Origin of the sequence: Paenibacillus amylolyticus (assembly GCF_050990605.1) — a bacterium.
Lineage (GTDB): Bacteria > Bacillota > Bacilli > Paenibacillales > Paenibacillaceae > Paenibacillus > Paenibacillus amylolyticus_H.
In genome coordinates, this window is the sequence record NZ_CP158832.1 from 2,934,151 (window position 1) to 2,960,370 (window position 26,220).

Genomic DNA, 26,220 nt, shown 5'->3' on the forward strand with positions numbered 1-26,220 from the left:
CGAGAGTGAAATTCAGAGTCGATGTCGATGAAAGGCGGATGTTCCCCCATGTTCAATATTGCAATCTGTGATGACGAGGAGCAGCAGCGAGAACGTGTGAAAACGATACTGGTCTCCTTATCCCTAAAAACCAATTTTGATTTTCAAATTAGCCTATTCACCTCTGGTGAACAACTGCTCTCCCACTACAGAGAGGTTGGGGATACATTTCATATTCTCATCATGGATGTAGAGATGGGCGGAATGAACGGGATTCAGACTGCCAAAGAGATCAGGAACATGAAATTTCTGGATGTACAGATTATGTTCCTGACCAGTTATCCGGAATACATGGTGGAAAGCTTCGATGTCATCACCTTTCAATATCTGATCAAGCCGATCCAACCGCACGTTTTCGAGGAAAAGATGATCAAGCTGTGTCAATATTTTCAGGCATTGGACAAAAAGTATGTACTAATCAAGTCAGACTATGATGAACTGCTGCTGAAATATGATGATATTCTCTGGATTGAGGTTGTCAAAAGTTTAACGATCAAGAACAAGTTGAATTTTGTGACACAGGAACATGTCCATGAGACCAAAGGCATTTTAACCAGTTACGCTATCGGTTTGAAAGATCATGGTTTTTTGCAGATTCATCGTTCGATTATCATTAATCTGATGCATGTGCAGAAGTTCTCCGGTACTCAAGTCGTTATGTTAAATGGGACAGAATTGCCCATAGGCCGATCCAAGGTCAAGGAAGTTAAGGATGCTTACACTAAATTTATGATTATGAGGATTCAATGATATGGATACCTATATGATTTTTTCCATCATCTTCGTGACCTTGCTCATGGCGTTTCAGGCCAATTTTTATTTTGATTCTGTGCTGGGCAAGTCCAAGCGGAAGCCACAGAGAACGATCTATTTCATGGCATTTGTTATACTGGGTTATTTTTATTTGGCATTTTCCTTCTCCGATCTTGTTTCAACTGCTGTTGCTCTGTTATTAATCTTCAGTCTGGCACAATCCTATGAAGTGGAGCTTAAAATCAAGCTTGTTTTTACCATCCTGTATGGGGTTTTGATTACGATGGCGAATACTATAGCAGTATATATTCTTGGCGTTTTGGAATCCACAGGAGACTTCATTTCATGGGAACAATTCAATGGTGAAGACCACTGGATTCTCTCCAAAGTGATGCTGCTTGGTTGCAGCATCATGTTCATTGTTATTCAAGTTGTCCGCCTAGTCGCCAAACGCAGAGGTTTTGCAGTGCATTATCGTTATTATTTGATGTTTCTCATCGTACCGATGATTACAATCTATCAGATCAATGTGGCCTCCATTTATAGTGAAAAAAACATATTCTACGTCTTTTCTGTGCTGGGTTCTCTTTTTCTCAATGTGTTCATTGTTTATGTATTCGATAATATGGTGGAAAAGGTACAGCTCGCGCATGAAAATGCCGATTTGCAACGTCAGATGGATTACCAGGATGCCAACTATGAGAAGACGGTTCACAGTTTCAAAAATATTAAATCCATCATCCATGATATCAATCAGCAATTTCTGTATATTGATGAATGTATCCAACGTAACGAACTGGCGGCAGCAGGTGACCATATCAAGTCTACGTTAAATACGATTGAAGGTGCATACCAGCGGGTGAACTCCGGCAATCTGGTCATTGATGCACTCGTTACGAATACCTTGGCTATGGGGCAGGCAAACGGAATCAAAATCGACACCAAAATCCAGCTTCACTCGCAACATATCCAGATCGATCGCTATGATCTGTGTGTGGTGCTTGGTAACATGCTTGATAATGCAATTGAAGCCTCCAAGAAGGTCAGACAGGCGGAGGATCGATATATCCTTATTGCCATTCATTCCACGGCATCAGCTCTCGTCATCCAGATTATGAATCATGTAGAGCAACCAATAATTGAGTTGAAAAGTGAGAAACCCAATCCGGAGTACCATGGGATCGGTCTAACCAATATATCGAGAATGTGCGAGAAATATGGTGGACATATGAGTATTGAGCATCAGCATCGAAAGTTTAACAATATGGTTGTGCTTCCGTTTCACACGGACAATCCCTGAACCTGCCGTTCGGGGATTGTTTTTTTCCATTCAGGGTCCGTTTGCGTTCGATCTGCCTCTTCCCGGTTATGATGAATTCATTCATAAGAACATTTGAGGGAGGACATGGGATGAAGAAATTAATTTGTCTTTTATGTACAGCGGTGCTTGTAATTACACCGATGGCAGATGTCAGCGCAGAGGCGAGTAACAGCGGTACGATTGAGGCACGGGCGGAGCAGATCGCCAAGGAGATGGTGCAAAACTACGGTGTCACCAGTGTGCAATATGCGATTATGGATGAAGGGCAATACATTTTATCAGATAGCGTAGGACTGCACGATAAGGCATCACAGAAGCCAGTAGACAAGGATAGCATGTATGGCATAGGCTCGGTTAGCAAAATGGTTGTTACGGCAGCCGCCATGAAGCTGGTCGATTCCGGCAAAATAGATCTGGATGAGCCGCTTACTTCGTATATCAAGGACTTTAAAATGGCAGATGCGCGCTATACTCAAATCACACCGCGCATGTTGATGAATCATTCATCCGGTCTTTACGGTACACATTATGGAAACAGCATGCTGTTTGAGGATAATGACACCCGCAATCATGATGAGTTATTGCTCAAACTTCAGTCTGAAAAACTGAAATCAAAGCCGGGTGCCTTTTCCGTCTACTGCAATGATGGCTTCCAGTTACTGGAGCTTATGGTGGAACGGGTGAGTGGGTTAAGCTACAGCGAATATATCGCCGAGTACATTAGCGAGCCGTTGAAGTTGGAATCAACGAAGACACCCTTGGATTCCTTTGACAGAGCGCAGTTATCCGAAACGTATTGGCCTACACTTGAGATGACGATGCCTACGGAGAATGCAAATATTATCGGTACAGGCGGGGTGTACTCCACCGCAGAGGAATTGAGTCAATTCGGAGAGGTTTTAATGGGGAACAGACCGGATATTCTGTCCGAATCTGCTGTGAAGGCCATGCAATCTCATGAGTATCGTAAGGGCATATGGGTATCTGATGAACAAAATACGATTAATTATGGCTTGGGTTGGGACGCGGTTGACCTTGCACCGTTCAGCGATTATGGGATTACCGCGTTAGCCAAAGGCGGAGATACCATGTTGTACCACGCCGTGTTAATCACTATACCCGAACATGATATTTCAATGGCGGTTCTGTCATCTGGCGGATCTTCCGTCTACAATCAGATGTTTGCCAGCAAAGTGCTGCTGGAAGTCCTGGAGGATCAGGGCATCATTGACAAGGTTAAACCCGATCAGTCCTTCTCGTCACCGGACAAAGTGAAGATGCCAACAGAATTAAGCGCGTACTCCGGTCTCTATGGTACGGTAGGAGAGACATTGGACATAAAGATCAAGGATGGTGAGATGCAACTGCCTGCTTTGCTGGGAGGCATTATTCCTGAGCAGAAATATGTGTACACAGGCGACGAACATTTTACAAGTGAGGATGGCAGTGTGAAAGCTAGCTTTGTGAAGGAACGTAATGACAAGGTGTATGTTAAAGTTCAGGGCATGATAACGTTACCCGGCATAGGCCAGACGGTGATGAACACGTATGATTATCAAAAACTGGAGCATAATGCGCTGGACGCAACAACCAAAGAGAAATGGACAGCTCGTGACGGCTCGAAATATTACGCACTGGATGAAAAAATAACGTCGATCTTCTATCTGCTTCCATCGATGCTGATCAAGAACCTGTCCGTTGATGCCAAAAATGGCTATGCCAATGGCACGCAAATCAAGGATACGGACAACGCAGAGAATGTCGCCCAGATTCCTGTGATGAATGGAAGAGACGCATTTGATCTGCAATTTTACACGAAGAATGGCGCTGAGATTTTGATTCAGGATGGACAGGAATACATTGCAGAGGATGCAATTACTCCAATCTTTGGTGGGAAAAAAGGAATTACAACTATTCCGGCAAACGGTCAAGCCCGGTGGTATGCGATCGACGCCCGATCGGGTAATAAATCCATCACGGTGGATTCTCCGAAGACCGGAGGTTACGCAGTGTATAATGATAAAGGGGAAATGGTTGACTTCTCTGTAGCAACCAATCAGGAATCGACGAAGCTCCCGAAAAGTGGTTTTGTCGTTTTTGGTGGGGACGCGGGTGATGTATTCCAGATTGAATTAAAGTAAAGCAGAAACTTCATTAAAGAGTCATATGCAACTTATCACCGAAAAAATACAATTATCAAGAAGTCGCCTAGTGGCGGCTTTTTTGATAATTTATTTGAATAATTTAACAATCAGGCAACTATTTGGACTCACCACACGTTATATTTATGTAGTTATATATCAGGCTCATTTTAACAGGAGGAATCGCTATTCATGATCAATATACGTAAACGTCAAATGAATAAGCATTGGAAAAGAAGAACAGGAAGACCCATCATTGCAGGCCTTACTGCCGGAATGTTGATGGTTCACGGAGTCATCGGCGTGTTGCCGGCAGAGGCATACGCAGAATCATCGGATGTATCCATCCGTAACTGGTATTCCTATCAACATATCACTGTACCTGAATTGAAGCCTGCCTGGACTGCGAAGGTGGATAATTATATGAAAATGAATGACATGTATATCGGGTTTAATGCCGTCGCAGAAGAAGGTAAAGTATTCACGTTCGCAGGATCAAAGTTAATTGCACTCGATGCCAAAACAGGTAAACGGCTGTGGACTTACGGCAAAGATCTGACACCTTATATCACCTATCAGGGCGGCGTCCTCTACGGACTGACCAGTGATCATAAGCCTTATGCATTGAATGCAAAAACAGGCAAAGCAAAATGGCAATCTGTCACATCCACCTGGATTGATACGTATCAACGTACAGAAGTCCTGATTCCAACGATAGATACCCTCTATGTGATTAAAGGAAGTACAACGTTCGCACTGGATATCAAGTCAGGCAAACTGCGTTGGGAGGTGGATGAACCGCTGGGTGAAGGTCATGGCACCGAATATCTCGAAGAGTCTAATGGTGTGGTGCTGAGAACTTTTTTTGTCCAAGGGGCACTTACATCCATTCAGCTTAATGCATATGACAAGAAAACGGGCAAAAAGCTATGGGATCATTTTGGTCAGGGGCGAGCTCTTCAGATCAAAGACGGTCTTGTGTATTCGGTGGACACCTATTCTCCAATGCTGGAGGAATATGATTCGTCACCTGAACGCGAATGGAAGATCAACGCATACAACCTGAAGACCGGTGTGTTAAAAGGAAGTCAGGAGTATACGTGGACAATGCCGGGAGACCCACCGTATACGAATGGTCGAGGAGGTATACTTGTTCATAAAGACAAACTGTACATTGAACAGGGAGACAAGATAGCGGAGTATCCGTTGAATTTGACTAAGTCGGGAACAGCGCCCCTTCGAACTTTTCAGCGACCTTACGGGGACAAGATGGCGTTGCTTGGCATTGTACAGGAACGACTGATATACAAGAACCTCGACACCAGTGAACTCACAGGCATCAAGTTGGCTAATGGTCAAGAGGTTCAATGGCATGGGGATGCTCCCATTTCTCAGATGGATGTTTACAGCAAAGGAATGTATCGAGCGCAACGTAACGGGACTTTGCTTGCCATCAATATGATGTCGGGTCAACCCGTCTTTCGAGTCTCCACCGAAGGAGATCTGCACAACACGACGTTGAAGACAAACGGAATGATCATTATCCAAGCCGAAGGCAAGCTTCTCGGTGTTAAGTTGCCAGCAGCGCTGAAATAAGTGATTCAGAATGAAAAATATGTGAGAAGACCGGATCACGGCATAGCTTGCCCATAATCCGGTCTTTTTTATTTTTGCGCATAAAACACTGCAAAGTCCAAGTATTTGTACATGCAATCTGCCACGCGAAACCCAGCTTCCTCCAACCACACCAATTGATCCTCCAGCGTGGCATTGATATCCACCTTGCGTCTTTCTATTGAAGCCGAGATGGCTTCCTCAGACAAACCACTTTGATGAATTGCTTCTAACCAGCGCTGGCGGTAATAGGTGTCTGTATCGGGGGTTCTTCCCTGAACTTGATCTGCGTTGATAAAGCGACCACCTGGTTCTAAAAGCTTATTTACAGTTTCAAACACCTTTTTCTTATCAGCGTGGGTCAGATGGTGAATAGACAGGGAGGAAATAATCATATCGTAGGAACTGGTGAAGTTATGCTTTGAGTAATCCCCTACCAAGTACTCTACTTGCGTAGCATCAGCAAACCTTCGACGTGCCCCTTCGAGCATTTGATCACTAATGTCGATTAAGGTTAATCGTGCATTAGGATATTTTTGCAGGACCAATCCGGAGAGAAGCCCCGTTCCTGCACCCAGATCAAGAATACGTGGCGAATCGAGCGAACTTTCCATTAGATCCAGAGCCATTCCATAAAAATCATCAAAACAAGGGATAAGCTGCTTTCGCTGCACATCATAATCTTGGGCTACCTTATCAAACAGCTGCTTTACTGAGAATTCCATGTGCTCATCACTCCTTGAGGTTTTCTCCATATTTTACAAACTGGAACGGATCAAGGGAAATACTAATTATGGATAAACTCATAGGTTGGACCTATGGATTCCTAGTCTCAGTCATGGGTAATAACATGTGAGCACAGAATATAGGCAGGGAGGAATGAACCTGATGTTTCAACCACGTTCTATTATAATGAGTATCTCATTAATCATTATGGTTCTAACACTTGCAGCTTGCTCTGCTAGTGATGAACCTTCGGCTAGCCCGAAACCATCAACAACAGCGGGGGAAACAGAAGAAGCAAATGAAACGGAGCGTCAACAGACCGAAAGATTTGAAATGTTGACCGCAGATGGCAATCAATCACTCGAAGCGACCTTGCAACAAGGAGAAGGATTTTCCTTGTACGTATTCGAAAAATTCACATTCAATGCTGCTCAAGGCCGTCTGTCACTGACTAGTAACGCTGACTATTATGTGGATATTGAACCGCTGCCTTCGGATTATAATCTGGCAGAACTGGAGACAGCGGGTAAAGAAGAATTAGAAAAAGCCGGTAAGGTATCCGATTATAGTGGAGAACTGGTAGAACACCCGCTTGGTTATGCTGAGCTCTATCTTCAGGCTTCTGGTGAAGAAGGAATTAGCGATTATATGGTATGGAAATCAGAAGAAGGGGACGCATTTCTATTCTGTCTTCATAATCCCAAAGGAAAAGAGGCCCCCGATTTCGCCAGCCCGGTCCTTGTTTCGTTATCCACCGTTCAGGGTGATTCGTAACCTTAGGTGACTATAATCTTTTCAACGAAAGTCGCTAACTAGCGGCTTTTTCACTTTGCAGATTGCACGGAGAAGTTGCGAGGTGATGTATTCACTTCCAAAATTGACTTAGAGCACGCTCTAGGGTGTAGACTTTGAAGAAGAAGAGAAATATTGCCAAGGAGATGTACAGAATGACACAGGGAAATAATACTAGAACTTTACAACATAAAATGGGCTCTGGCTTCAATCATAACAGTACAGCGGAGGATGTATTGAAAGATCTGGACTTGTCAGGACAGCTTGCTATTGTAACGGGGGGATATTCCGGCCTCGGGTTGGAGACGACACGTGCGCTTGTTAATGCGGGAGCCCGTGTAGTGGTGACTGCACGTCGTCCAGCGGTTGCGAAGGAAGCACTTTCTGGTCTGGAAGGTGTTGAAATAGATGTATTGGACCTCGCTGAAATATCCAGTGTTCGTGCTTTTGCCGAGCGGTTTCTGGCGAGTGATCGGAACATTGACATGCTGATTCTTAATGCGGGCATCACGTCTTCATGAACTCACGGAAAAGTTCAAAATCTAAAGAGAATGCGATTAATTATAATGAAAACAACATAATTTCAAACAAAATCTCCTATTTAGCATATAATAAAGAAGGAGCATCTCATTTTCGCGATGGTGCAATCATTTCTTTATGAATTCAGGGAGAGAAAATCATGAATATTTTTGAGCATCAGATACCTTTGGAAAAAGTGAAATTCAATGAACCGCTAAAAAATCACACGTTTATTAAAATAGGTGGTAACGCAGATATTCTCATCCATCCAACAACGATAGACGAAATCACTAAAATCGTGGAAATTGCCAACTTACATCAGTTACCTCTGACGGTCATTGGAAAAGGCTCAAACGTCATTATTAAAGACGGGGGCATCCGGGGAGTAACGATTTCTCTTAGCCACTTCGATCAAATTAAAGTGAACGGGGACACTATGATTGCGCAAAGCGGCGTTGATATCATTGATGTATCCAGACTTGCTTTGGAGCATAGCTTGACCGGTTTGGAGTTTGCTTGCGGTATTCCCGGCAGCACGGGGGGCGCACTTTACATGAATGCGGGTGCTTATGGCGGTCAGATCGCCGATGTTGTTGAACGTGCGACTGTGATCACCAAAGACGGCGCAGTGTTGGAGATCCCGCGAGAAGAGATGAAATTTGGTTATCGAAATAGTCTTTTCAAGATGGATCACTATATCATACTGGAGGCCGAATTCGGGCTCAAAAAAGGAAACAAGGAAGATATTGCAAGCAAAATGAAGGAATTAACGTTCCTGAGAGAATCCAAGCAGCCGCTTGAATTCCCCTCTTGTGGAAGTGTATTTAAACGACCCGAAGGACATTTTGCCGGTAAACTGATTCAGGATTGTAACTTGCAGGGCACTCGCATAGGAGGTGCTGAAATCTCCATGAAGCATGCAGGTTTTATCGTAAATGTGGATCACGCTACTGCCCAGGATTATATGGATCTGATCCAATTTATTCAGAAGAAAGTATATGATACGTTCCAAGTTGAATTGGAAACCGAAGTAATCTTTCTGGGAGAATAGCTTTGATGAATGACTTGAAAGGTCGCCCTTGGCGGCCTTTTTTGATTGTACGAATTATACTCAAACAAGAACTCATATGCTAATTATGGTAATATCAGAGTGATTGTATTTAATATTTCATCGTTATGATAAGGAGTGCACTTGGAGATGTTCAAACGTAACATGAGAATTCTGATAATTATCACAATGGTAATTTTACTGACGCCCTTGTCAGTCCTGACATATATGTATATGAATGAACGTGCTGGCGGGCTAGCCGATCAACGGATATCCAAGGTTTGGGGATTAAGTGAACCTATACATATTCCTATAGCGAACAGTCCTGAGAGGGCAGTTCAGGAATTTAGAGGGGAGTTGTATACCTCCCAATTCATTCATCAGGACGCTGTAGACGGTGGCATGATTTTGTTCACACAAAAAAAGGATCGGGAAGACAACAGTAATCTTCAGATGGAGTATACCCGCAAGAACATTTTCGGATGGAAATGGGTATGGGGTGGAGGATATTCCATTAATGAATCAGTTGAATCCAAGTTTGCGTTGCATTATATAAGCATACCGAAGTTGGAAAACGTCTCGGCCCCGTTTCCCATGCTGTTTGGTGATATAATAGACTCCACTATCAAGCGTGTAACTGTTGAAATCAAAGAAAATGGAAAGCCCGCCTCTTTCGATGTGAAGCTGGTTGAGGCAGGTGAGAACGAACAAATCTGGTACGCATTCCTGCCTTCATCAGCGACTCCTCCTTATACGATCAAAGCATACGATGAAAAGGAGAAACTCTTACTCAACAAAGATATTGAAGAGGCAGATGGTTTTGGCTCATTATTTGTTGAATAATCTCGAATAGAACCACGCAAAAAAACAGCGGCATTCGAAGACTTATTTTCCAGTCTAAGCGTGCTGCTGTTTTTATGATTAGGGAAGTAATGGTTAGATGGAATTTGGATCATCTGCCGTTCGATTGGCCTTCACATACTTGAGCTGCGCAACGATGATGACACTGATGATGACCAGCAGGAACCACGAACTAATTTTGCTAAAGCTTACCAGTTGCCAGGCATCATGCTGATCAGGATATTTCCAGGCATTGAAGAATGTAGCGATGTTCTCTGCAGTCCAGATGAAGAAACCAACAATGATAAATGCGATCGATAACGGCATCCGATAGGTCGTTGCCCGTACTCGGTAGATTATCCACGTTTTCCAGAAGACTATAAATACAAGCGCCGTCAGCCACCAGCGAAAATCGGGCATAAAATGATGAGTAAAAAAATTAATATAGATGGCTGCTCCGAGCAGCATGGAAGGTGCAAAACCAGGCCATCCGGTCATGTCCATTCGCAGTCTTCGCCACACCTGACACATAAAACTGGCTACACTTGCATACATGAATCCGCTATAAAGAGGGACACCCAGGATTTTGGTGTACGCTGGCTCAGGGTAAGACCAAGATCCCATCCATACTTTATAGATTTCCAGCACCAGGCCAATGATGTGAAATACACAGATGACCTTGATTTCATCCCGCGTTTCCAAGCCGCTTCGATACATCAGGTACTGCACACCAAGCAATACAAGCAGGATGGCATCATATCGATGCAGGAAAGGAATCGGAATTACGCTGGAGAGAGCCAATGTTCCAAAGATCGCTACAGGAAATATGCAGCTCATAGCCTGATGATAGCCAAAATGAAGTAGTTGTATTAGAGGTTTCAATCCAAGTTTAACTCCTTTCCAAACATGTTGGAGCAAGATTCATTTAAGATTTAAGATTCAAGGTTCATCATGCCTACACTTCATAATATAGAGTTCATCGATGAATAAAAAGAGAAAAAAACACGCAAATCTGTTCTTGTTTTCAAACTTGAATTATCATGAGAACGGTCTATAAGAGGCGACAGGGTCACTCCATGTATATTCTCTCGTGGTTATGTTAAAATGAAATTCGTACAATTACATTAGACAAGGAGGCCGCCATGCAACCGATCAAACCTCAAGACATTCAACTTCGGATTAATCAACTTGCTGATCAGGACTTATACGTACATCTCGAACTCACATCAGGTGCTTACGCACAGCACATGGACAGTACAAGACATCCAGCATCGGCATTCATTACCAATGCGGCCATTCGATATACGCAGGGCTCCATCTCAGGTACAGGTCCTTACCGGGTTGGTCTGAAGACGACTCAAGGTTGGCTCTATGCCGAAGGGCTGACACACATTGATGAGCAGGAAGCAGAAAGACTGATTCTAGCTGGTCATGACAGTCAAGGTAAACTAGTTGTGGCGTTACAATTAAGTCGAGAGATGTTCTGATGAAAGCGGAGGATTGAATAACCATGAATACTACACACAATGAGCATGAGCGAATCTTGGTGGTGTATCCACATCCAGATGATGAAGCTTTCTCTGTATCGGGAACGTTAGCCAAATACATAGATGGCGGTGCACATGTAACCTATGCTTGTCTAACACTTGGCGAGATGGGGCGCAACATGGGGATTCCCCCATTTGCCAACCGAGTGACGTTGCCTGCCATCCGTAAACAGGAACTCATCGAAGCTTCCGAAGCGATTGGTATACAGGACCTTAGGATGCTGGGTTTTCATGATAAAATGCTGGAGTTCGAAGATCCGCAGTTACTGGAAGACACCATCATGGCGCTACTTAAAGAGTTAGACCCTTCGCTGGTCATTACGTTCTATCCAGGATACAGTGTTCATCCCGATCATGATGCGACAGGAGCCGCTGTTATTCGTACCATTGCTCAACTACCTGTAGCTGAGCGTCCACTGGTTCACTGTGTGGCATTCGCTAATAATCAGGAACAGTACATTGGCAAACCGGATGTATTCGTTGATGTATCCGAATTTCTGGACAGAAAAATGGCGTCCATTCGTGCCCATCGTTCACAATTCCAGGCAGCGGAGCTTGTCGGAAATCGTGAGCTGAATGATGAAGAAATCAAGCGTCGTTTTGGTAAAGAAACATTTTGGACCTATCCATTTGAATAACATAATTATTCGGAAGTTCCCGATGTAGTTTTAAGTAGACACTAAAAAAGTGGCTGTCTCAAAAGCCATTAAAAAAACATATCGGTTGAGTAATAACACGTTCAAATGGGACGAAGCAGAGGTATACCCTGTTTCGTCCCATTTGCGTTTGTTCATCATTGCGGCCTTTTACGGGAATAGATCAAACTATACCACGATTAAATGGGCAAATCTTTTTTTTCAAAAATAACGATTCCTGCACCATACAGAAGTACTGCGAGTCCTGCGAACACAGCCATTCCCACATACGCAAAGCTATCACCCGCGAACAATCGCACCGGATCGAACAAGGAGTACAATGACATATTGCCAATCCAGCTCAACGTTTCTCCTGAATCGCCCAACATTTGCAGCAATACAAACGCTACAGGAATGCCGGCCCCGAGACCAAGGCTATACTTGCTTTCATTTGCCAAACAAGATGCGAAAAAACAGATGCCATTGATGGCGTAATACATCAGTAGGGCGTAAATATTAAGCCAAATGAAATTATTAATATCCATAAGCCCCGGAAACATGACAGATGATGCAACAAGAGTTAATACCGTAATCCAGCAAAAGATCGCTGTTATTGAGATCAGACTGTAAATCGCTTGGGTAACAGCAATCCGTTTTCTTGAGTTCGACGTTGAAAGCAGATAGGACATACTTCCTTTATCAACATGAGCGGCCATTATTCGGTGGTTCGTAATGATGGAAACAATCATGGGGAACAAGTAGAGAAGAAGACTGTAAAGTGTTCCGGAAAGAAAGGGTACCAAGGTGGTTCCAACGTTCATTCCCATGGCATTAATGAGTTCAGGAGGAAGCATGTTCAACATTTCTTTTAATGCATCGACGCTATCCGGATCGAACATACCGATGAGCATAATGGAATAAAAAGAATAAAGGGCTACAACAAGAAACCAAATGAACCGATTGGCCCGCATGTTTGCTTTAAATAATGCCCAAGACATATTAATTTGGCTCCTTCCCATAAAAGTCCATGAAAATTTGCTCAAGCGTTTGGGGTGGGCACTCCATATCAATAACCTTGCACTGGGAGAGTACCCTGAGCACTTGGTCATATCCATCCGTAATCTTAATCTCCACACGTAAGGGACTCAATTCAGTATAAACAAGTCCGTTATTCTGAAGGACCTTCATATCCTCCGCATGCGCCAGAGCGACTACAATGCTCTTCGGCAGTGTCTTTTTTAGCGAGTTTATGTTCTCCACGGTTACGATTGCCCCCTCTCGTATGATGCCTACACGTTCACAAGTGTGATCGACTTCATCAAAGAGATGGGAAGACATCAGTATCGTTTTGCCCCGGTTTCTTTCCTCAATAATCAGTTCCACAAATCTTCGCTGCATCAGCGGATCCAGCCCGCTTGTAGGTTCATCAAGAATGAGCACTGCAGGGTCGTGCATAAAAGCGGCGATCAATCCTACTTTTTGTTTCATCCCCTTGGACATTTTGCGGATCTTCCGACAAGAATCCAACTCAAATCGGTTGATTAATTGGTTCCGGCGCGTTTTGTCGTTGCGTCCTCTTAAATCATCAATAAATTCCAGAAAATGCATGCCTGTCATGTTATCGTAAAATGCGATCTCGCCAGGAACATAACCCAAATTCTTCTGTATTTGTGCTGCTTCCCTTCTGCAGTCTAAGCCGTTAATACTAGCCTTTCCGCTGGAGGGGTTCACAAATCCCATCAGATGACGCAGAGTAGTTGTTTTTCCGGCACCATTGGGCCCAAGAAATCCAAAGACTTCTCCTTCTTCAACGTCAAAACTCACATCCCGAATGCCCTTACCATTCGAATAGATCTTGGTTAATGAGTGGACCTTGATCATTGATATCACCTCCATAAAAAAAAATATGTAACGAACTCCATCTGAGTTACATAATATTACCGGCTTGATTAGATGTCAATAAAAATATAACATAGAGGTATATTGTTACATAATTCGCGGAGGATAGGACGGTAGGTTCCCATGAATGGCTTCGAAAAACGCAGAGAACAGAAAAAAAAGCAAATCCTGCAATCGCTAATCGATATGGTGATGACTCGCAATTTTAAAGAAATCGGTGTAAGAGAGATCGCGCAACATGCTGGTGTGTCTCCTGCATCCATATATAATTTTTTTGGAAGCAAAGAAGAATTGGCCAAGCAGATTTTTTACCATCAAATAGATGAATCGGGGAAGGAATTCAGTCTTTTAATGAACTCCGATATTCCTTTTGAAGATAAGATGAGTAAAATGTATGAGGTATCCGTAAACAATCAAGAGACGTTGAATAGTGAGGGCATCAAAAATTTTATGTTTGAAGATCCGGCATTCAGAGAGCATGTTGAGGATTATGCCAGAAACGTTGTCATCCCTGAGCTTATGAAGCTGATCGAACAAGGCAAAGCCGAGGGGAAAATAAAAGGAGGTGTATCGGCAGAAGCCATCATGATTTTTATGAATGGAATTATGGCCATGTTGAGCGAACCATCTTTCGCAGAAAAGCTTAACGTCAATGTGCGAAAAGAGTTGGGCAAGCTGTTTCTTTACGGGATTCTGGGTAATAGGGAAGAGAGAAATTAATTATTTTTACTACTTGAATGGCATTTATATAGCGCAGTTGCCTGGGAAGTCGCCGATATGGCGGCTTTTTTTGATTTACATCACAATATCGACACAAAAATGTAGCGTCTATAGCCTGATTGAGCTATATGGAATAAATACCATTTTAAGTACACTGTGATCAGGATTGTGGTAACGCTTCATTTGTTGCGTTGCTCCAATGGATGAGGAACATGAAGAATTAATTCTGAGTGGAAAGGAGGGAAGGTGTGTACAACCAAAATAGTTTTGGGGTGGTTAGGCTTCGGGGATGGATATTTCTAATCGGAATGATATTTGTCCTATTGTCTGTCCCACATGGTAAAGCCATGGCCGTCTCCGGCGAGAGAAAACTGATTCCCCTTCAGCCCATAATTGACCGTTCTGCACCCGGAGAAGTTATTCAACTTGCATCAGGCCGATATTCTGGCCCCGTAACGATTGATAAGAACATTACCATTCAGGGTGATCCTTCAGTAACAGTCGTAAATGTGGAACCTATCTCTACGATAGCCATTCAGTCGGATGGGGTAAAGTTGCGCGAGTTTACGATTGAACATGATACAAATGAACAGACTGCAGCGATTCAGGTGCAAGGGAAAAACGTTGAGATCACGGATCTGCATATTCAAACCCAAGGGTATGGGATGATCATCCGGAATTCGAGTCAGGCGACGATTCAGCGGAACTACATTACTTGGGTGGGGTCTGATTCTGCTTCCAGTGGCCAGAAGGGCAATGGCATTGATCTGTACAACTCCCATGATAGCTTCATTGAAGCCAATGAGATTACCGGCATGAGGGATGGAATCTACCTGGAGAACAGTCGCCAGTCTACCGTGCAAAATAACAGGCTGTTACATACAAGGTATGGCATCCATTGCATGTACATTGACGGCTCTTCTGTCATGGATAATACCGGAGAAGAGAACATGACAGGCGCCATGATCATGGGTGTCAGGCATACGGTTATATCGGGGAATTCATTTCGCAAACAGAGTACCAATGTTCATTCCCAAGGCATTCTGTTGTATGACGTACAGCAATCCTCTGTTCTCAATAATGTAGTGGAAGGTAATCGTGTCGGCATGAATATTGCTGAATCCTCGGATAATGAGATCCGTGGCAATGCGGTGCTTCGGAATTTTGTTGGCATCCAGCTGGTTCTGGCAGAAGCCAATGAGTTTACACGTAACCAATTCGTATCCAATGTCATTGAAGCTTCGGCGCTGGATAGCCCGAATAATGTCCTGATGGAGAATTACTGGGACTCCTTTCAGGGGCTCGATCTGAATCAGGATGGGATCAGTGAAATTTCCTATGCCATTAATCCTTTTTATGAGCAATTGGTGAGTCGAAATTCAGCGTATCAGCTCTTTTTTCAATCGCCGGGCATGGTCTTTCTGAGTGATTTGTTTACAGAAGGTAGAGAACAATGGACTACCGATAAGTCGCCACGAATGAGCATGGATACGGAAGCGGTTTTGAACATTTCAGAGGAAAGGGTAGCAGGTTCCAAAATGGTGAGGATGGTCGGGCTAGTCCTGTTGGGTATGGCAACTTTTATAATCATCTATATGGGGGTATTACGAAAATGAACAAAAGTTTGAACAGAAGATGGACATTGGTCATGGTACTTATGTTTGGCATGGTATTGTTAACCGCTTGCGGAACAAAATACGCGGCATTGCCGATCAATGAAGACGTGGATATCTGTGCGATCTGTAAAATGCAGGTGAAGGACGATGCATATGCAACACAGCTCACTACGAAAGACGGCCAAAATTACAAGTTCGATGACATCGGGTGCATGAACCAGTGGAAAACAGAAAATGGCACAGAAAACATCGGCATGGACTATGTACGTGATTACAATGACAAGGAATGGATTGAATACAGCAAAGCCACGTATGTATACGATGCTTCATTACGCACGCCCATGGCCTATGGAATCCTTAACTTTAAGGACAAGCCTTCGGCTGAAGCTTTCATTGCAGAGCAAGGTGTAGGAACGATTATGACTGCTGAGGATCTTGCTTCTCATGATTGGAAACAGAATACAGAGAATATGGACATGATGGGTGAACATGGGCATGCTGAGCACGGACATGGTAAAGAAGGAGATGGTAATGAGATGCATCATGAAGGTGAGATGAAAGAAGAGTCAGGCCACCAGGAATGACAATAGAAAATGGTGATCAATGATGTCAGATATGATACAGATTGCAAGACGAGAAGTGAAGATGGGATTTCGCAATCCCTGGGCGTATTCGTTTCTGATCCTTTTTTGCACATTTAGCTTAAGCTTGTTACTTCTGAATTCGCAGAATCTGGTTCAAGGATATTCGGGCACAACGGGTTCGATGTTGAATCTTATTCTTTACCTTTTGCCATTAATGACGCTATTCCTCGGTTCCTTCTCATTAACCTCTGAAAAGGAAGACGGCAGCTGGCAATTGCTGTCCACATATCCCATTGGCACGATGTCCTTTATTGTTGGCAAGTATGTTGGGCTGTCGATTGTTTTAATCACTATTGTTGCATTTGGATACGGCCTAATGGGCGTCATTAGCGGAGTCGTTGGGAATCCACTGGATGTCATAACATATCTTCTTTTCCTCGCATTTTCCTTTGGACTGGTGTTGTTATTTCTGACGCTTGCGCTCTTCATCGGTTCATTATCACGCAATCGGTGGCAGGCATTAACCATCTCCGTGACCGTATGGTTTTTCGCAGTCATTGGTTGGCCGACGTTATTGCTCTCTGTGCTGGGGCTGATGCCTTATTTGTGGGTGAAACCGTTGCTTATTGTGCTAACGCTCATCAATCCGGCAGAGCTGGTGCGATTGTTTGTCGTCATTAAACTGGGAGGCGGCTCCATTCTGGGACCGGAATATTATCGCTGGGTGGAGTGGGTGCAGCAACCAAGTGGCAGTTGGATTTTCCTCGGGATTTGTCTATTCTGGATTGCCTGCTCTGTTCTGGCGGTATACGCGATCTGGGAGAGGGGGCGATCTCATGGATAAGGCGGGACTCGAAGTGATGGGATTGGGCAAATCCATTAAAAAGCACCCTATTGTTGAGGATATTTCCTTTCGCATGAATTCCGGCCAACTGCTTGCCCTCTGTGGTGGGAATGGCGCAGGGAAAAGCACGGTTCTGCGTATGATCGCAGGAATTCTTCGGCCTACTTCCGGTGAGGTTGTGGTGAACAATGTGCGATGGTTGAAGGAACGGAAGCGTTATTCAGAGCAGATTGGATATATGCCGGACGATTATCAATTTAATCAAGGACTGAGTGCGGAGGAAATGCTTCTGTTCTGGGCTTCCCTGAGGAAAGTTCCCAAGGAGAGAGTAGAGGAAGTATTGACCATGGTAGGGTTGGAGGATCAAAAGAAAAACCGGGTTACGACTTTCTCCAAAGGTATGCGCCAACGTGTGTTATTCGCTCAAGCAGTACTGTCCAAACCTCCACTGCTCATCATGGATGAGCCAACAAATGGATTGGACCCATTCTGGATGCAGGAATTAGCTCAGCTGCTCAAGGATATCAAGCAGGATGGCCACATGGTCGTGTTCTCAACCCATCAGCTGGAGATTGCTGATGATATTGCGGATCAGGTGATATTCATGAACCATGGACGTAGTGTGGGAGAGGGTTCCACCCACGATTTTCGTGATCAATATGGTTCGCTCCATGCAGCATTTCATCAAAGTCTTGGATTAAAGCGAAGGTGAGTCCATTGCAGAAGAAGAGGTTTAAAAGTAGACGTACACTTACAATCTTGATTGGTTTGGTAGCATTGTTCTCGGGTGCATGGGCCATTTTCGAAAATGTATCCGAACCTGAGTCTGGGCGAGGCAACGCTATTCAAGCAGGTGCAAAGGCCCCTGAGTTCACAGCGGTTAACTCAACAGGCGAACAAGTCCGGCTGTCTGATTATCGGGGCAAAGCGGTCATGATTAACTTTTGGGCTTCGTGGTGTACCCCTTGTGTAAGGGAGATGCCGCTCGTTCACCAGATTGCTCAAGACTATCAGAACGATGTGGAGACCCTGTTTGTTAACGTGGGGGAATCGAAGGGCACGATCCGTGAGTTTATGGATAAGCAGGCATTTGATTTTCCAGTCATCATTGACGTGACGGGCAACATATCAGGCATGTATCGTATTACAGGTTTACCCGCAACGATGGTTATTGATAAGGATGGGGAGTTCCGTCATATACTGCTCGGTGAACTGACCGAAGATGTACCGTTGCAGCAATGGCTGGAAGAGAGTATCTAGTCGTAAGCGTTGGATGGTGAGAAAAGGGGCAGGAACGCCAGAGATCGCCTAAATTGAAGTAGATGGATGTATGTTAAAAGTAACCACAAAAGTAAAGCCGGACCCCCATTTAACAAAGGGGTGTCCGGCTTTACTTTTGAAGCTATGCTGCTTGCAGCCGATTACGATACAGCAGCTGAAGCGTAATTGGTGCGGGCGATCCGGGTTGCGTCAACCATATTGCGCAGGGAAGCGATCGTTTCTTCCTGTCCACGGGTTTTTAATCCGCAGTCCGGGTTAATCCAGAACAGCTTTGGATCAAGAACACGCAAGGCGCGTTCAATCATGCTGCTCATTTCATCCACACTCGGAACACGTGGACTATGGATATCATATACGCCAAGACCGATACCGAGTTCATACGTATTTTCTTCAAAGCTGTGAATCAGCTCACCGTGACTACGAGAAGTCTCAATGGAGATAACATCCGCATCCATAGCTTCGATGGAATCAATCATGTCATGGAATTCGCAATAGCACATATGCGTATGAATTTGAGTCGTTTCATGCACCGTGCACGTGGAGATACGGAACGCTTTGACTGCCCAAGCCAGGTAATCGGCTTGTTCATTTTCTTTCAGCGGAAGCCCTTCACGAACAGCCGGCTCGTCAACCTGGATCATGCCAATGCCTGCCTGTTCAAGTGCCTCGACTTCCTGTCTCAACGCATACGCCAATTGATAGGCAATCTGCTCACGAGCAATGTCTTCGCGTACGAATGACCAGTTCATGATGGTAATCGGGCCAGTCAGCATACCTTTAACAGGGCGCTCTGTCTGCGATTGAGCATATTCCGTTTCTTCCACAGTCATTTCACCCGTAAATGCAACATCACCGAAGATAATAGGTGGCTTCACACAACGTGAACCATACGATTGTACCCAGCCGAACTGTGTAAAGGCAAAGCCGGCAAGTTTCTCGCCAAAGAATTCAACCATGTCGGTACGCTCAAACTCACCATGTACCAATACGTCAATTCCGATCTCTTCCTGAATCTTGATCCAGATATCAATCTGCTCCCGGATGAAGGCAGCATACTGTTCATTGTTCAACTCACCCTTGCGCCACAATTGACGTGCTTTTCTGACTTCAGCCGATTGTGGGAAACTGCCAATCGTTGTTGTCGGGAAGAGTGGCAATTGCCATTTGGCCTGTTGGGCTTCATGACGCTCTGCAAAAGGACGGGAGCGCTCCGGCTGTTGAACACTGATGGAAGCAACGGCTTTCTGTACAGCGGTACGGTTTCGATCTTCGGATTGCTGAAGCGCGTGAAGAGCAAGCTCTGCATCGTCTATTTTGGCCGTAATCTCTGCATTTGGTGAAGATAAGGCAGTAGTCAAAAGAACAATCTCATCCAGCTTTTCATCTGCAAATGCAAGAGCATTCTTCAGTTCAGATGTAAGTTTTGCCTCACGGTCTGTGGTTACTGGCACATGCAGCAGGCTGCAGGATGATTGCACGATGATACGTTCAGGCGTCACGAACTCAGTCAGTTCATTCAGCAATTTTAGTTTTCCTTGAAGGGAAGCTTTCCAGATCCCACGTCCATCAATAATACCTGCACCGAGCACTTTGTCTGCAGGGAATCCGGATGTCCGAATGGATTGTGTGTTACCAGAGAGTCCGTGTACAAAATCAAGTCCTACACCTTGAACTGGCAATGCCACAATGTCGCTGTAGTTTTCGACAGATTCAAAGTACGTTTGCAGCATGATATTCAAGCCTGAAACAGCTGCTGCAAATGTTTCATATATTTTATTCAGACGCTGTACGTCTTCATCGCTTAATTTGGTTACCAGAATAGGTTCGTCGATCTGCACCCACTGAACACCTTCGCTTGCAAGTTCTTGAAGCAATTGAGTGTAAAGTGGCAGCAAGCGGTCCAGCCAAGCGTCCGTCTCGGATTTATCATAGCCTTTGGAGAGCTTCAGGAAGGTCAACGGTCCAACAATAACCGGTTTGCCTTCAATGCCAAGTTTTTCTTTTGCTTCACGATAAGCGAGAAGTGGTTTGTTCTCCGTCAGAGTTGGGGAAGCCCCGTCCAGTTCAGGTACGATGTAGTGATAGTTGGTGTTAAACCATTTTGTCATTTCACTTGCTGCGGCATCTTTTGTTCCCCGGGCAATGCCATAATATACGGACAACGGAACCGAGCCACCATCATAAGCAAAACGTTTAGGAATAATGCCAAACATCACGGCCGTATCCAGGATATGATCATAATAGCTAAAGTCATTAACCGGAATGATGTCGATGCCTTTCGCTTGTTGCTTGCGCAGATGATCGATACGGATCTCCTGCAAACGTGCGTGGAATTCGGATTCCTCCAGCTTACCTGCCCAGAACGCTTCCAACGCTTTCTTCCATTCCCGATCAGCACCAATACGCGGATATCCCAATACACTGCTTTTTGTCATCGTTTAAAACCCCTCTGCTTTTATGTTACACAAAATTTATCACAGATCCGGAGTTATAATGTAATTCCATTAAATTATACCTAGTTATAGCCTGGGGCTATATCCAAAGTGTTTTTTAGCATGAAGTATAGAACTTGAAGAAGTCATCACGTTTGAAATAGACACCACTAATGTTACAATGGTTACCTATGTTCACACGAATGATTGAAAGGAAGGCGGTACGCATGAATCTGTATCATATCCAGTCGACCGTGCATGGGATTAACAGAGTAAAGTCCTTTTTGGAAGAGAATTATATTGGTATCGCTTGGTCAGGTACAGGAGATCTGGAGCAAACGCCCCCGGAGCTATGGAAGGAAAAGTTGATCCAGCACTATGGTTTTGATGAGTGGGAATTGGCGAACACACTTGCGATACTACATATGTTTGTTAACCTCATGCAGGATGGAGATTATGTATTAATTAGCGATGATGAATGGACGTATGTTGGGGATATCGGGGATTATTATTACGACGATTCCGCTGGCACGGAAGAGGACCTGATCTGTCACCGGCGCGGAGTCACTTGGTTGGGGCGCATTCCCCTTGCTGAGCTGAATGACAAAGTACAGGCACTGCAAAATGATTCAGCCATCCTTGCGAAGTTTGAGTATCCCATATCACAAGCACAGCTGGATCGAGGTCTTGCAGTTAGTATAGCAGCCGGAGCAACCAACTCTCTCTCAACAGAGGTAGATGAAGCCACGATTCAAGCCGCTCTCCAGGTGCTCAGAAAAGCGTTACACAGTGAAGAAGAAGAGTTGCGAATTCGTGCGGCTACAGCCATTTTGCAGTATGCCAAACCATAGAACTGTGCTAAGACTAAGAATGGAATGCTTATAGAAATATTCAATTTAACATACTCCATTTACTCTAATTATTTCATCTGAAAATATAGACAAAAGCGTTCAATCCTTTGCGCTTTTATTGATCGAAGGTTCTTGATGTTGAACACCCCATTCGCATAGTCCTTCCAAAACGGGCAATAACATTTCTGCTTTCGCTGTCAGGCGGTACTCGACTTTAGGAGGAACTTGGGGATACTCTTTCCGTTCGACCATACCATCTGCTTCCAATTCTTTGAGCTGTGAACTCAGCGTTTTATATGTGATCGTGCCAATCTGCCTTTTCAGTTCATTGAAGCGGACAGGTGGGTTTTCTGCCAGAAGGTACATAATCACCATTTTCCATTTGCCACCAATAACGGACAGCGTATATCCAAAAGGGGTATCTTGAATGTGTTTAACTTTACCGTGGTATTCAGCCATACTCATCATTTACACTATCCTTTCGGGTAGTACCTATCATAAAAGACCGTACTATTTATTTGTTTGGGCTCAGTTTATACTATCCTTACTTTGAAGTAAAGGAGATTTACGATGACTCAAAAAACAATACAACAAAGGAACAACCATCGCTGGTTGTTCCTTTTGGTGTGTGAACTTTTTTTATAAGAAGATCAGTAACAATGTTCCTGCCGCAAAACAATAATACGAAAAGTATTTCAGGTTGCCTTTGGCCATAATGCCCATAAACCATCTCATGGAGAAATAGGTGACAAAGAGCGTCGTGATGAAGGCGATCAGATAAGGCATGGCCAGCTGTGATCGATTCGGATCATTGGCAATGTCTGATACACCCATAATGAGTCCACCAATGCTTATGGGAATGTACAGCATAAAGGAGAACTTCAAAGCCGTTTCCTGTTTCATGCCGACAGCGATGGAGGCAATTACCGTCGCCCCAGAGCGGCTAATGCCCGGAATAAGAGCGACCGCCTGAGCCAGACCCACCAACAGTGCATCTTTCGTAGACAGATCACCGTCTTGTTTGCGACCACGAAGATTACGAATAAGCCACAAGGCGACCCCGGTGATCAATAATGCGATGGAAACAGTATACACGGACGAGAAAATTTCTTCAATCCGATCCTTGAACAGGATCGCAATGACAGCAGCGGGGATCGTACCAATAATTATGTATAAGCAAAACATGAAGTCCGCTTTATATTCTTTCTTACGAGTACGCAGGTAACCTAGTGCACCAATGATCAATTTTTTGATATCTTCCCGGTATATAAAAATAATAGCGATAAGTGATGCAGTGTTCGTTAAAGTCTCAAATGATAATCCGTTCTGCTTCATGCCCATGAGCCTCTGGGCGATGATCAGATGCCCGCTTGAGGAGACGGGAATCGGCTCCGTTGCCCCTTGAACAATACCTAAAAACAAATACTTTAACCACAATATAATCTCTTCCATGTTGTCCTCCTTGAATACGTTTCATTGGCATTCCAATGATCTCTCTTTTTAATAAAAGTGACTTGTCTACTCTATTGATGATAGCTGTTTAAGTTGGTGACTTGCAAGTTAGAGTTCATAGAGAGATGGAAATAAACATAGCTTGTCAAATCCTGCAGAGCATGATATCATTGATAATGATTATCAATATCAATAAAAAGGTGGGTTTATTTTGCGTAAACAGATAAAATCAATATGGATCATGACGGCACTTATCTTGCTGATTGTACTTAGTGCATGTGGTCAGACTGCCACGACCCAAAGTACAACCGGGAAGAGCACGAATGCAGCTACGGAGACAGAAAGCAAGTCTGACTCGGATTCAGCTTCTTCCGCTGATAAAGCGGCAACTGCCGAAGAGGAACTTGTTACATATCAATCGGATGCAGGCGAAGTACAGGTACCCAAGAATCCTAAGCGCATTATTGATTTGACATCATTTTCGACGGGGTACTTTGTTGCCCTGGATGCACCGGTAGTCGGCGCTTTATCAGGAGCGATGAACAACAAATATATCAAGGATCAACTTGCAGCAGCAGGCACCAGTGATCTGGGTGAAGAGCCTACGCCAGAGAAACTAATCAGTTTAAAACCTGACTTATTGATCGTGTACACTGGCACAGAGGGCATCGACAAGTTGGAGCAGATTGCGCCTGTCGTACAGATTGCATATGGTAAGCGCAATTTCAAGGATCTAATGCTTGAAATGGGTAAGCTCACCAATAGAGAAGACGCTGCTAAAGCTTGGAATGCTAAATGGGAAGCGAAGATCAACGAACTGAAGCCCAAGGTTCAGGAAGCTGTAGGCGATCGCACCGTTTCCATACTGAATCCGTACGCCAAAGGATTATTTGTATTTGGTCATAACTATGGTCGAGGCGGTGAAATTATTTACGGGGAGTTTGATCTCAAGGCACCAGCCAAGGCCCAAGCAGAAGCGATTGACAGCGGGACTGGATGGGCTTCAATCTCCATGGAACTATTACCGGAGTATGCGGGTGATATCATCTTCACGAGCCCGTGGTCGGGAGATACAACCGATCCCAAGATCGTATATGACAATACATTATGGAAGAACTTGCCTGCGGTGAAGGCAAATCATGTGTTCCAGCTCGACCCGACATCAGACTCATACAACGATCCGTTAACATTGGAAGGTCAGCTGCAATTTATTTCGGATAGCTTGCTTTCGGAGAACTAAAATTGGACTGCATAAAATAGCAGAGTAGTATAGAGCATTTCCAAACGTCGTTAGAAGACGGGGAGATGCTCTTTTTTAGCGATACGGAAAGGTATTAGCCAGCAGCATGAGAGGAGAAGGCAGTCGTTTCATGGGTCCATGCCTCTTAGGCGTTTAATGTCTTCTCTGGGTGGAAAACCAAACATGCGAGAATATTCACGACTGAATTGTGAAGGACTCTGATATATGATCAGATTGAGAAGGAAAAGAGGTATCTGCATCTTTTGTTTACTGATCGTTCCCGATGTATTAGATTGATTTTGGGAGGGAAGTCGAATGGCTAGAAGTAAAGAGTTTGAAGTGAACGAAGTATTGGATAAAGCGATGAAGATTTTCTGGGAACAAGGTTACGAGAAGACGTCGATGAGTGATCTGGTTGAGCATATGAGAATTCATCGCAGAAGCATATTTGATACGTTTGATGATAAACATTCGCTGTTCTTGCAAGCAATGGATCGTTACAGCGGTAAGGTCAGCACCACATTACTTGCAGAAATTAAGGCATCCAAGACGGCAGTGGAAGCACTGCATAAAATTTTCAATGTTATGATCAGTGAAGCAGAGGATACACCATCGGGTTGTATGATCGTGAACTCGGCTGTGGAGCTAGGCACACGTGACACGGATAGCTCTACATGTAATAGAATGAGCATCCCTGAATGGCTATTCAATATGGTGAGCAGATACGTAGCACAAAAAGTAGCTTGAAATCCGTTAGCGGACTTCAAGCTACTTTTTTTCGCTATTTATTGAAATAGCGAGTAAAAACCATCAATTGGTTATGGCATTTTCCATCGGTTTGATTCTATGAATCTCTTCGGTTCCCGCTTCCAAAGCAGTTTCGTAGTAAGAGCATTTGTGCTCAATAACTTCCATGGTCCTTCTTAATTCCTCCATTTGTGCTTCCACAATCGCTTTTCGCTCCGTAAACATGTCGTATCTTTGCTTCAGCGAGGAGTCCCCTTCAGAGCACCATTCAATAAAGTCCTTAATGTCTTTAATAGGCATTCCGGTCAGCTTCAGACATTGAATGATCTTTAAAAAGTCGATGTCGGAGTCTTTGAACAACCGTGTTCCGCTAGTGGATCGTTCTACAAAAGGCATGAGTCCTTCCTTATCGTAGTAACGCAATGTATATACCGTAAGGTCTAATTTTTTGGCAACTTCACCGATTGAATAGGTCATTTAGAATGAATTCCTTTCTACTGGGGGTAGACTTCGAGTTAACTCTAGGATAGATCCGAGTGAATTCTATCATGTGGGATTACTGGATGTCAAAGTACCTTG

The 26,220-nt window shown here is 44.1% G+C and carries 26 protein-coding genes and 1 pseudogene; 19 read left to right on the forward strand and 8 right to left on the reverse strand.

Annotated elements, in window-relative coordinates:
- Positions 1 to 48 precede the first annotated feature (48 nt).
- From ABTV53_RS13365 to ABTV53_RS13380, 4 genes are all read left to right on the forward strand, one after another.
- The gene (locus tag ABTV53_RS13365; RefSeq protein WP_433753570.1) at positions 49 to 789 is read left to right on the forward strand and encodes a LytR/AlgR family response regulator transcription factor; all 741 of its coding nucleotides are present in this window, start codon (positions 49 to 51) and stop codon (positions 787 to 789) included.
- A gap of 1 nt (position 790) precedes the next feature.
- Positions 791 to 2,092 carry an ATP-binding protein gene (locus tag ABTV53_RS13370; RefSeq protein WP_433753572.1) on the forward strand — a complete coding sequence of 434 codons (1,302 nt, stop codon included), beginning with the start codon at positions 791 to 793 and terminating at the stop codon, positions 2,090 to 2,092.
- 110 nt (positions 2,093 to 2,202) lie between these two features.
- Entirely contained in the window at positions 2,203 to 4,254 is a 2,052-nt protein-coding gene (locus tag ABTV53_RS13375) for a serine hydrolase domain-containing protein (protein WP_433753573.1), read from the forward strand.
- A 192-nt stretch (positions 4,255 to 4,446) separates the two neighbouring features.
- Positions 4,447 to 5,850, forward strand: a complete 1,404-nt coding sequence (locus ABTV53_RS13380; RefSeq protein ID WP_433753575.1) for a PQQ-binding-like beta-propeller repeat protein — start codon at positions 4,447 to 4,449, stop codon at positions 5,848 to 5,850.
- Positions 5,851 to 5,918: 68 nt separating this feature from the next.
- On the opposite strand, the gene ABTV53_RS13385 is transcribed toward ABTV53_RS13380, so the two are convergent.
- A complete protein-coding gene (locus ABTV53_RS13385) occupies positions 5,919 to 6,593 on the reverse strand; it encodes a class I SAM-dependent methyltransferase (protein ID WP_433753577.1) in 675 nt (224 codons plus the stop codon).
- A gap of 163 nt (positions 6,594 to 6,756) precedes the next feature.
- On the opposite strand from ABTV53_RS13385, the gene ABTV53_RS13390 reads away from it, so the two are divergent.
- The 4 genes from ABTV53_RS13390 to ABTV53_RS13405 all read left to right on the forward strand — a co-directional run bounded on the left by ABTV53_RS13390 (position 6,757) and on the right by ABTV53_RS13405 (position 9,796).
- Positions 6,757 to 7,368, forward strand: a complete 612-nt coding sequence (locus ABTV53_RS13390; protein ID WP_433753579.1) for a hypothetical protein — start codon at positions 6,757 to 6,759, stop codon at positions 7,366 to 7,368.
- A gap of 173 nt (positions 7,369 to 7,541) precedes the next feature.
- Positions 7,542 to 7,907, forward strand: coding sequence for an SDR family NAD(P)-dependent oxidoreductase (locus ABTV53_RS13395; RefSeq protein WP_433753580.1), 366 nt, complete (start codon positions 7,542 to 7,544; stop codon positions 7,905 to 7,907).
- A 140-nt stretch (positions 7,908 to 8,047) separates the two neighbouring features.
- Positions 8,048 to 8,956 (forward strand): UDP-N-acetylmuramate dehydrogenase, encoded by a 909-nt coding sequence (gene murB / locus ABTV53_RS13400; RefSeq protein ID WP_433754187.1) that lies wholly within the window; start codon positions 8,048 to 8,050, stop codon positions 8,954 to 8,956.
- 162 nt (positions 8,957 to 9,118) lie between these two features.
- A complete protein-coding gene (locus ABTV53_RS13405) occupies positions 9,119 to 9,796 on the forward strand; it encodes a hypothetical protein (RefSeq protein WP_433753582.1) in 678 nt (225 codons plus the stop codon).
- Positions 9,797 to 9,889: 93 nt separating this feature from the next.
- Here ABTV53_RS13405 and ABTV53_RS13410 read toward each other — a convergent pair whose 3' ends face one another.
- Positions 9,890 to 10,675 carry a DUF817 domain-containing protein gene (locus ABTV53_RS13410; RefSeq protein WP_433753584.1) on the reverse strand — a complete coding sequence of 262 codons (786 nt, stop codon included), beginning with the start codon at positions 10,673 to 10,675 and terminating at the stop codon, positions 9,890 to 9,892.
- 260 nt (positions 10,676 to 10,935) lie between these two features.
- Here ABTV53_RS13410 and ABTV53_RS13415 point away from each other — a divergent pair, with 260 nt between their 5' ends.
- A complete protein-coding gene (locus ABTV53_RS13415) occupies positions 10,936 to 11,280 on the forward strand; it encodes a YojF family protein (protein WP_433753585.1) in 345 nt (114 codons plus the stop codon).
- Positions 11,281 to 11,303: 23 nt separating this feature from the next.
- A complete protein-coding gene (bshB2, locus tag ABTV53_RS13420; RefSeq protein ID WP_433753587.1) occupies positions 11,304 to 11,978 on the forward strand; it encodes a bacillithiol biosynthesis deacetylase BshB2 in 675 nt (224 codons plus the stop codon).
- Positions 11,979 to 12,175: 197 nt separating this feature from the next.
- On the opposite strand, the gene ABTV53_RS13425 is transcribed toward bshB2, so the two are convergent.
- Together ABTV53_RS13425 and ABTV53_RS13430 are read right to left on the reverse strand one after the other, a co-directional pair.
- Positions 12,176 to 12,973, reverse strand: coding sequence for a hypothetical protein (locus ABTV53_RS13425; protein WP_433753589.1), 798 nt, complete (start codon positions 12,971 to 12,973; stop codon positions 12,176 to 12,178).
- A gap of 1 nt (position 12,974) precedes the next feature.
- Positions 12,975 to 13,856, reverse strand: coding sequence for an ABC transporter ATP-binding protein (locus tag ABTV53_RS13430; protein ID WP_433753591.1), 882 nt, complete (start codon positions 13,854 to 13,856; stop codon positions 12,975 to 12,977).
- Between the two features lie 141 nt (positions 13,857 to 13,997).
- On the opposite strand from ABTV53_RS13430, the gene ABTV53_RS13435 reads away from it, so the two are divergent.
- From ABTV53_RS13435 to ABTV53_RS13460, 6 genes are all read left to right on the forward strand, one after another.
- The gene (locus ABTV53_RS13435) at positions 13,998 to 14,594 is read left to right on the forward strand and encodes a TetR/AcrR family transcriptional regulator (RefSeq protein ID WP_215074963.1); all 597 of its coding nucleotides are present in this window, start codon (positions 13,998 to 14,000) and stop codon (positions 14,592 to 14,594) included.
- 248 nt (positions 14,595 to 14,842) lie between these two features.
- A complete protein-coding gene (locus ABTV53_RS13440) occupies positions 14,843 to 16,210 on the forward strand; it encodes a right-handed parallel beta-helix repeat-containing protein (protein WP_433753593.1) in 1,368 nt (455 codons plus the stop codon).
- Positions 16,207 to 16,794 carry a nitrous oxide reductase accessory protein NosL gene (locus tag ABTV53_RS13445; RefSeq protein WP_433753594.1) on the forward strand — a complete coding sequence of 196 codons (588 nt, stop codon included), beginning with the start codon at positions 16,207 to 16,209 and terminating at the stop codon, positions 16,792 to 16,794. Before ABTV53_RS13440 ends, ABTV53_RS13445 begins: the two co-directional genes overlap by 4 nt.
- A gap of 22 nt (positions 16,795 to 16,816) precedes the next feature.
- Positions 16,817 to 17,638: an ABC transporter permease gene (locus ABTV53_RS13450; protein ID WP_433754189.1), complete on the forward strand. Its 822-nt coding sequence runs from the start codon at positions 16,817 to 16,819 to the stop codon at positions 17,636 to 17,638.
- Entirely contained in the window at positions 17,631 to 18,350 is a 720-nt protein-coding gene (locus ABTV53_RS13455) for an ABC transporter ATP-binding protein (protein WP_433753596.1), read from the forward strand. Before ABTV53_RS13450 ends, ABTV53_RS13455 begins: the two co-directional genes overlap by 8 nt.
- A complete protein-coding gene (locus ABTV53_RS13460; protein WP_433753598.1) occupies positions 18,347 to 18,898 on the forward strand; it encodes a TlpA family protein disulfide reductase in 552 nt (183 codons plus the stop codon). The genes ABTV53_RS13455 and ABTV53_RS13460 overlap by 4 nt, the downstream gene beginning before the upstream one ends.
- 161 nt (positions 18,899 to 19,059) lie before the next feature.
- Here ABTV53_RS13460 and metE read toward each other — a convergent pair whose 3' ends face one another.
- Positions 19,060 to 21,354: a 5-methyltetrahydropteroyltriglutamate--homocysteine S-methyltransferase gene (gene metE / locus ABTV53_RS13465; protein ID WP_433753599.1), complete on the reverse strand. Its 2,295-nt coding sequence runs from the start codon at positions 21,352 to 21,354 to the stop codon at positions 19,060 to 19,062.
- A 224-nt stretch (positions 21,355 to 21,578) separates the two neighbouring features.
- On the opposite strand from metE, the gene ABTV53_RS13470 reads away from it, so the two are divergent.
- Positions 21,579 to 22,202 (forward strand): hypothetical protein, encoded by a 624-nt coding sequence (locus tag ABTV53_RS13470; protein ID WP_433753601.1) that lies wholly within the window; start codon positions 21,579 to 21,581, stop codon positions 22,200 to 22,202.
- Positions 22,203 to 22,301: 99 nt separating this feature from the next.
- Here the strand turns inward: ABTV53_RS13470 and ABTV53_RS13475 are convergent, their stop codons facing one another.
- Complete coding sequence (locus tag ABTV53_RS13475) at positions 22,302 to 22,667, reverse strand: winged helix-turn-helix transcriptional regulator (protein ID WP_433754191.1); 366 nt, start codon at positions 22,665 to 22,667, stop codon at positions 22,302 to 22,304.
- Between the two features lie 174 nt (positions 22,668 to 22,841).
- The gene (locus ABTV53_RS13480; RefSeq protein WP_433753602.1) at positions 22,842 to 23,654 is read right to left on the reverse strand and encodes an undecaprenyl-diphosphate phosphatase; all 813 of its coding nucleotides are present in this window, start codon (positions 23,652 to 23,654) and stop codon (positions 22,842 to 22,844) included.
- A gap of 211 nt (positions 23,655 to 23,865) precedes the next feature.
- On the opposite strand from ABTV53_RS13480, the gene ABTV53_RS13485 reads away from it, so the two are divergent.
- Both ABTV53_RS13485 and ABTV53_RS13490 read left to right on the forward strand, forming a co-directional pair.
- The gene (locus tag ABTV53_RS13485; protein WP_433753604.1) at positions 23,866 to 24,894 is read left to right on the forward strand and encodes an ABC transporter substrate-binding protein; all 1,029 of its coding nucleotides are present in this window, start codon (positions 23,866 to 23,868) and stop codon (positions 24,892 to 24,894) included.
- Between the two features lie 315 nt (positions 24,895 to 25,209).
- Positions 25,210 to 25,560 (forward strand): annotated as a pseudogene (locus tag ABTV53_RS13490) (TetR/AcrR family transcriptional regulator); the annotation flags it as partial.
- A 144-nt stretch (positions 25,561 to 25,704) separates the two neighbouring features.
- Here ABTV53_RS13490 and ABTV53_RS13495 read toward each other — a convergent pair.
- Positions 25,705 to 26,118, reverse strand: coding sequence for a MerR family transcriptional regulator (locus ABTV53_RS13495; RefSeq protein ID WP_433753606.1), 414 nt, complete (start codon positions 26,116 to 26,118; stop codon positions 25,705 to 25,707).
- Positions 26,119 to 26,220: the final 102 nt, after the last annotated feature.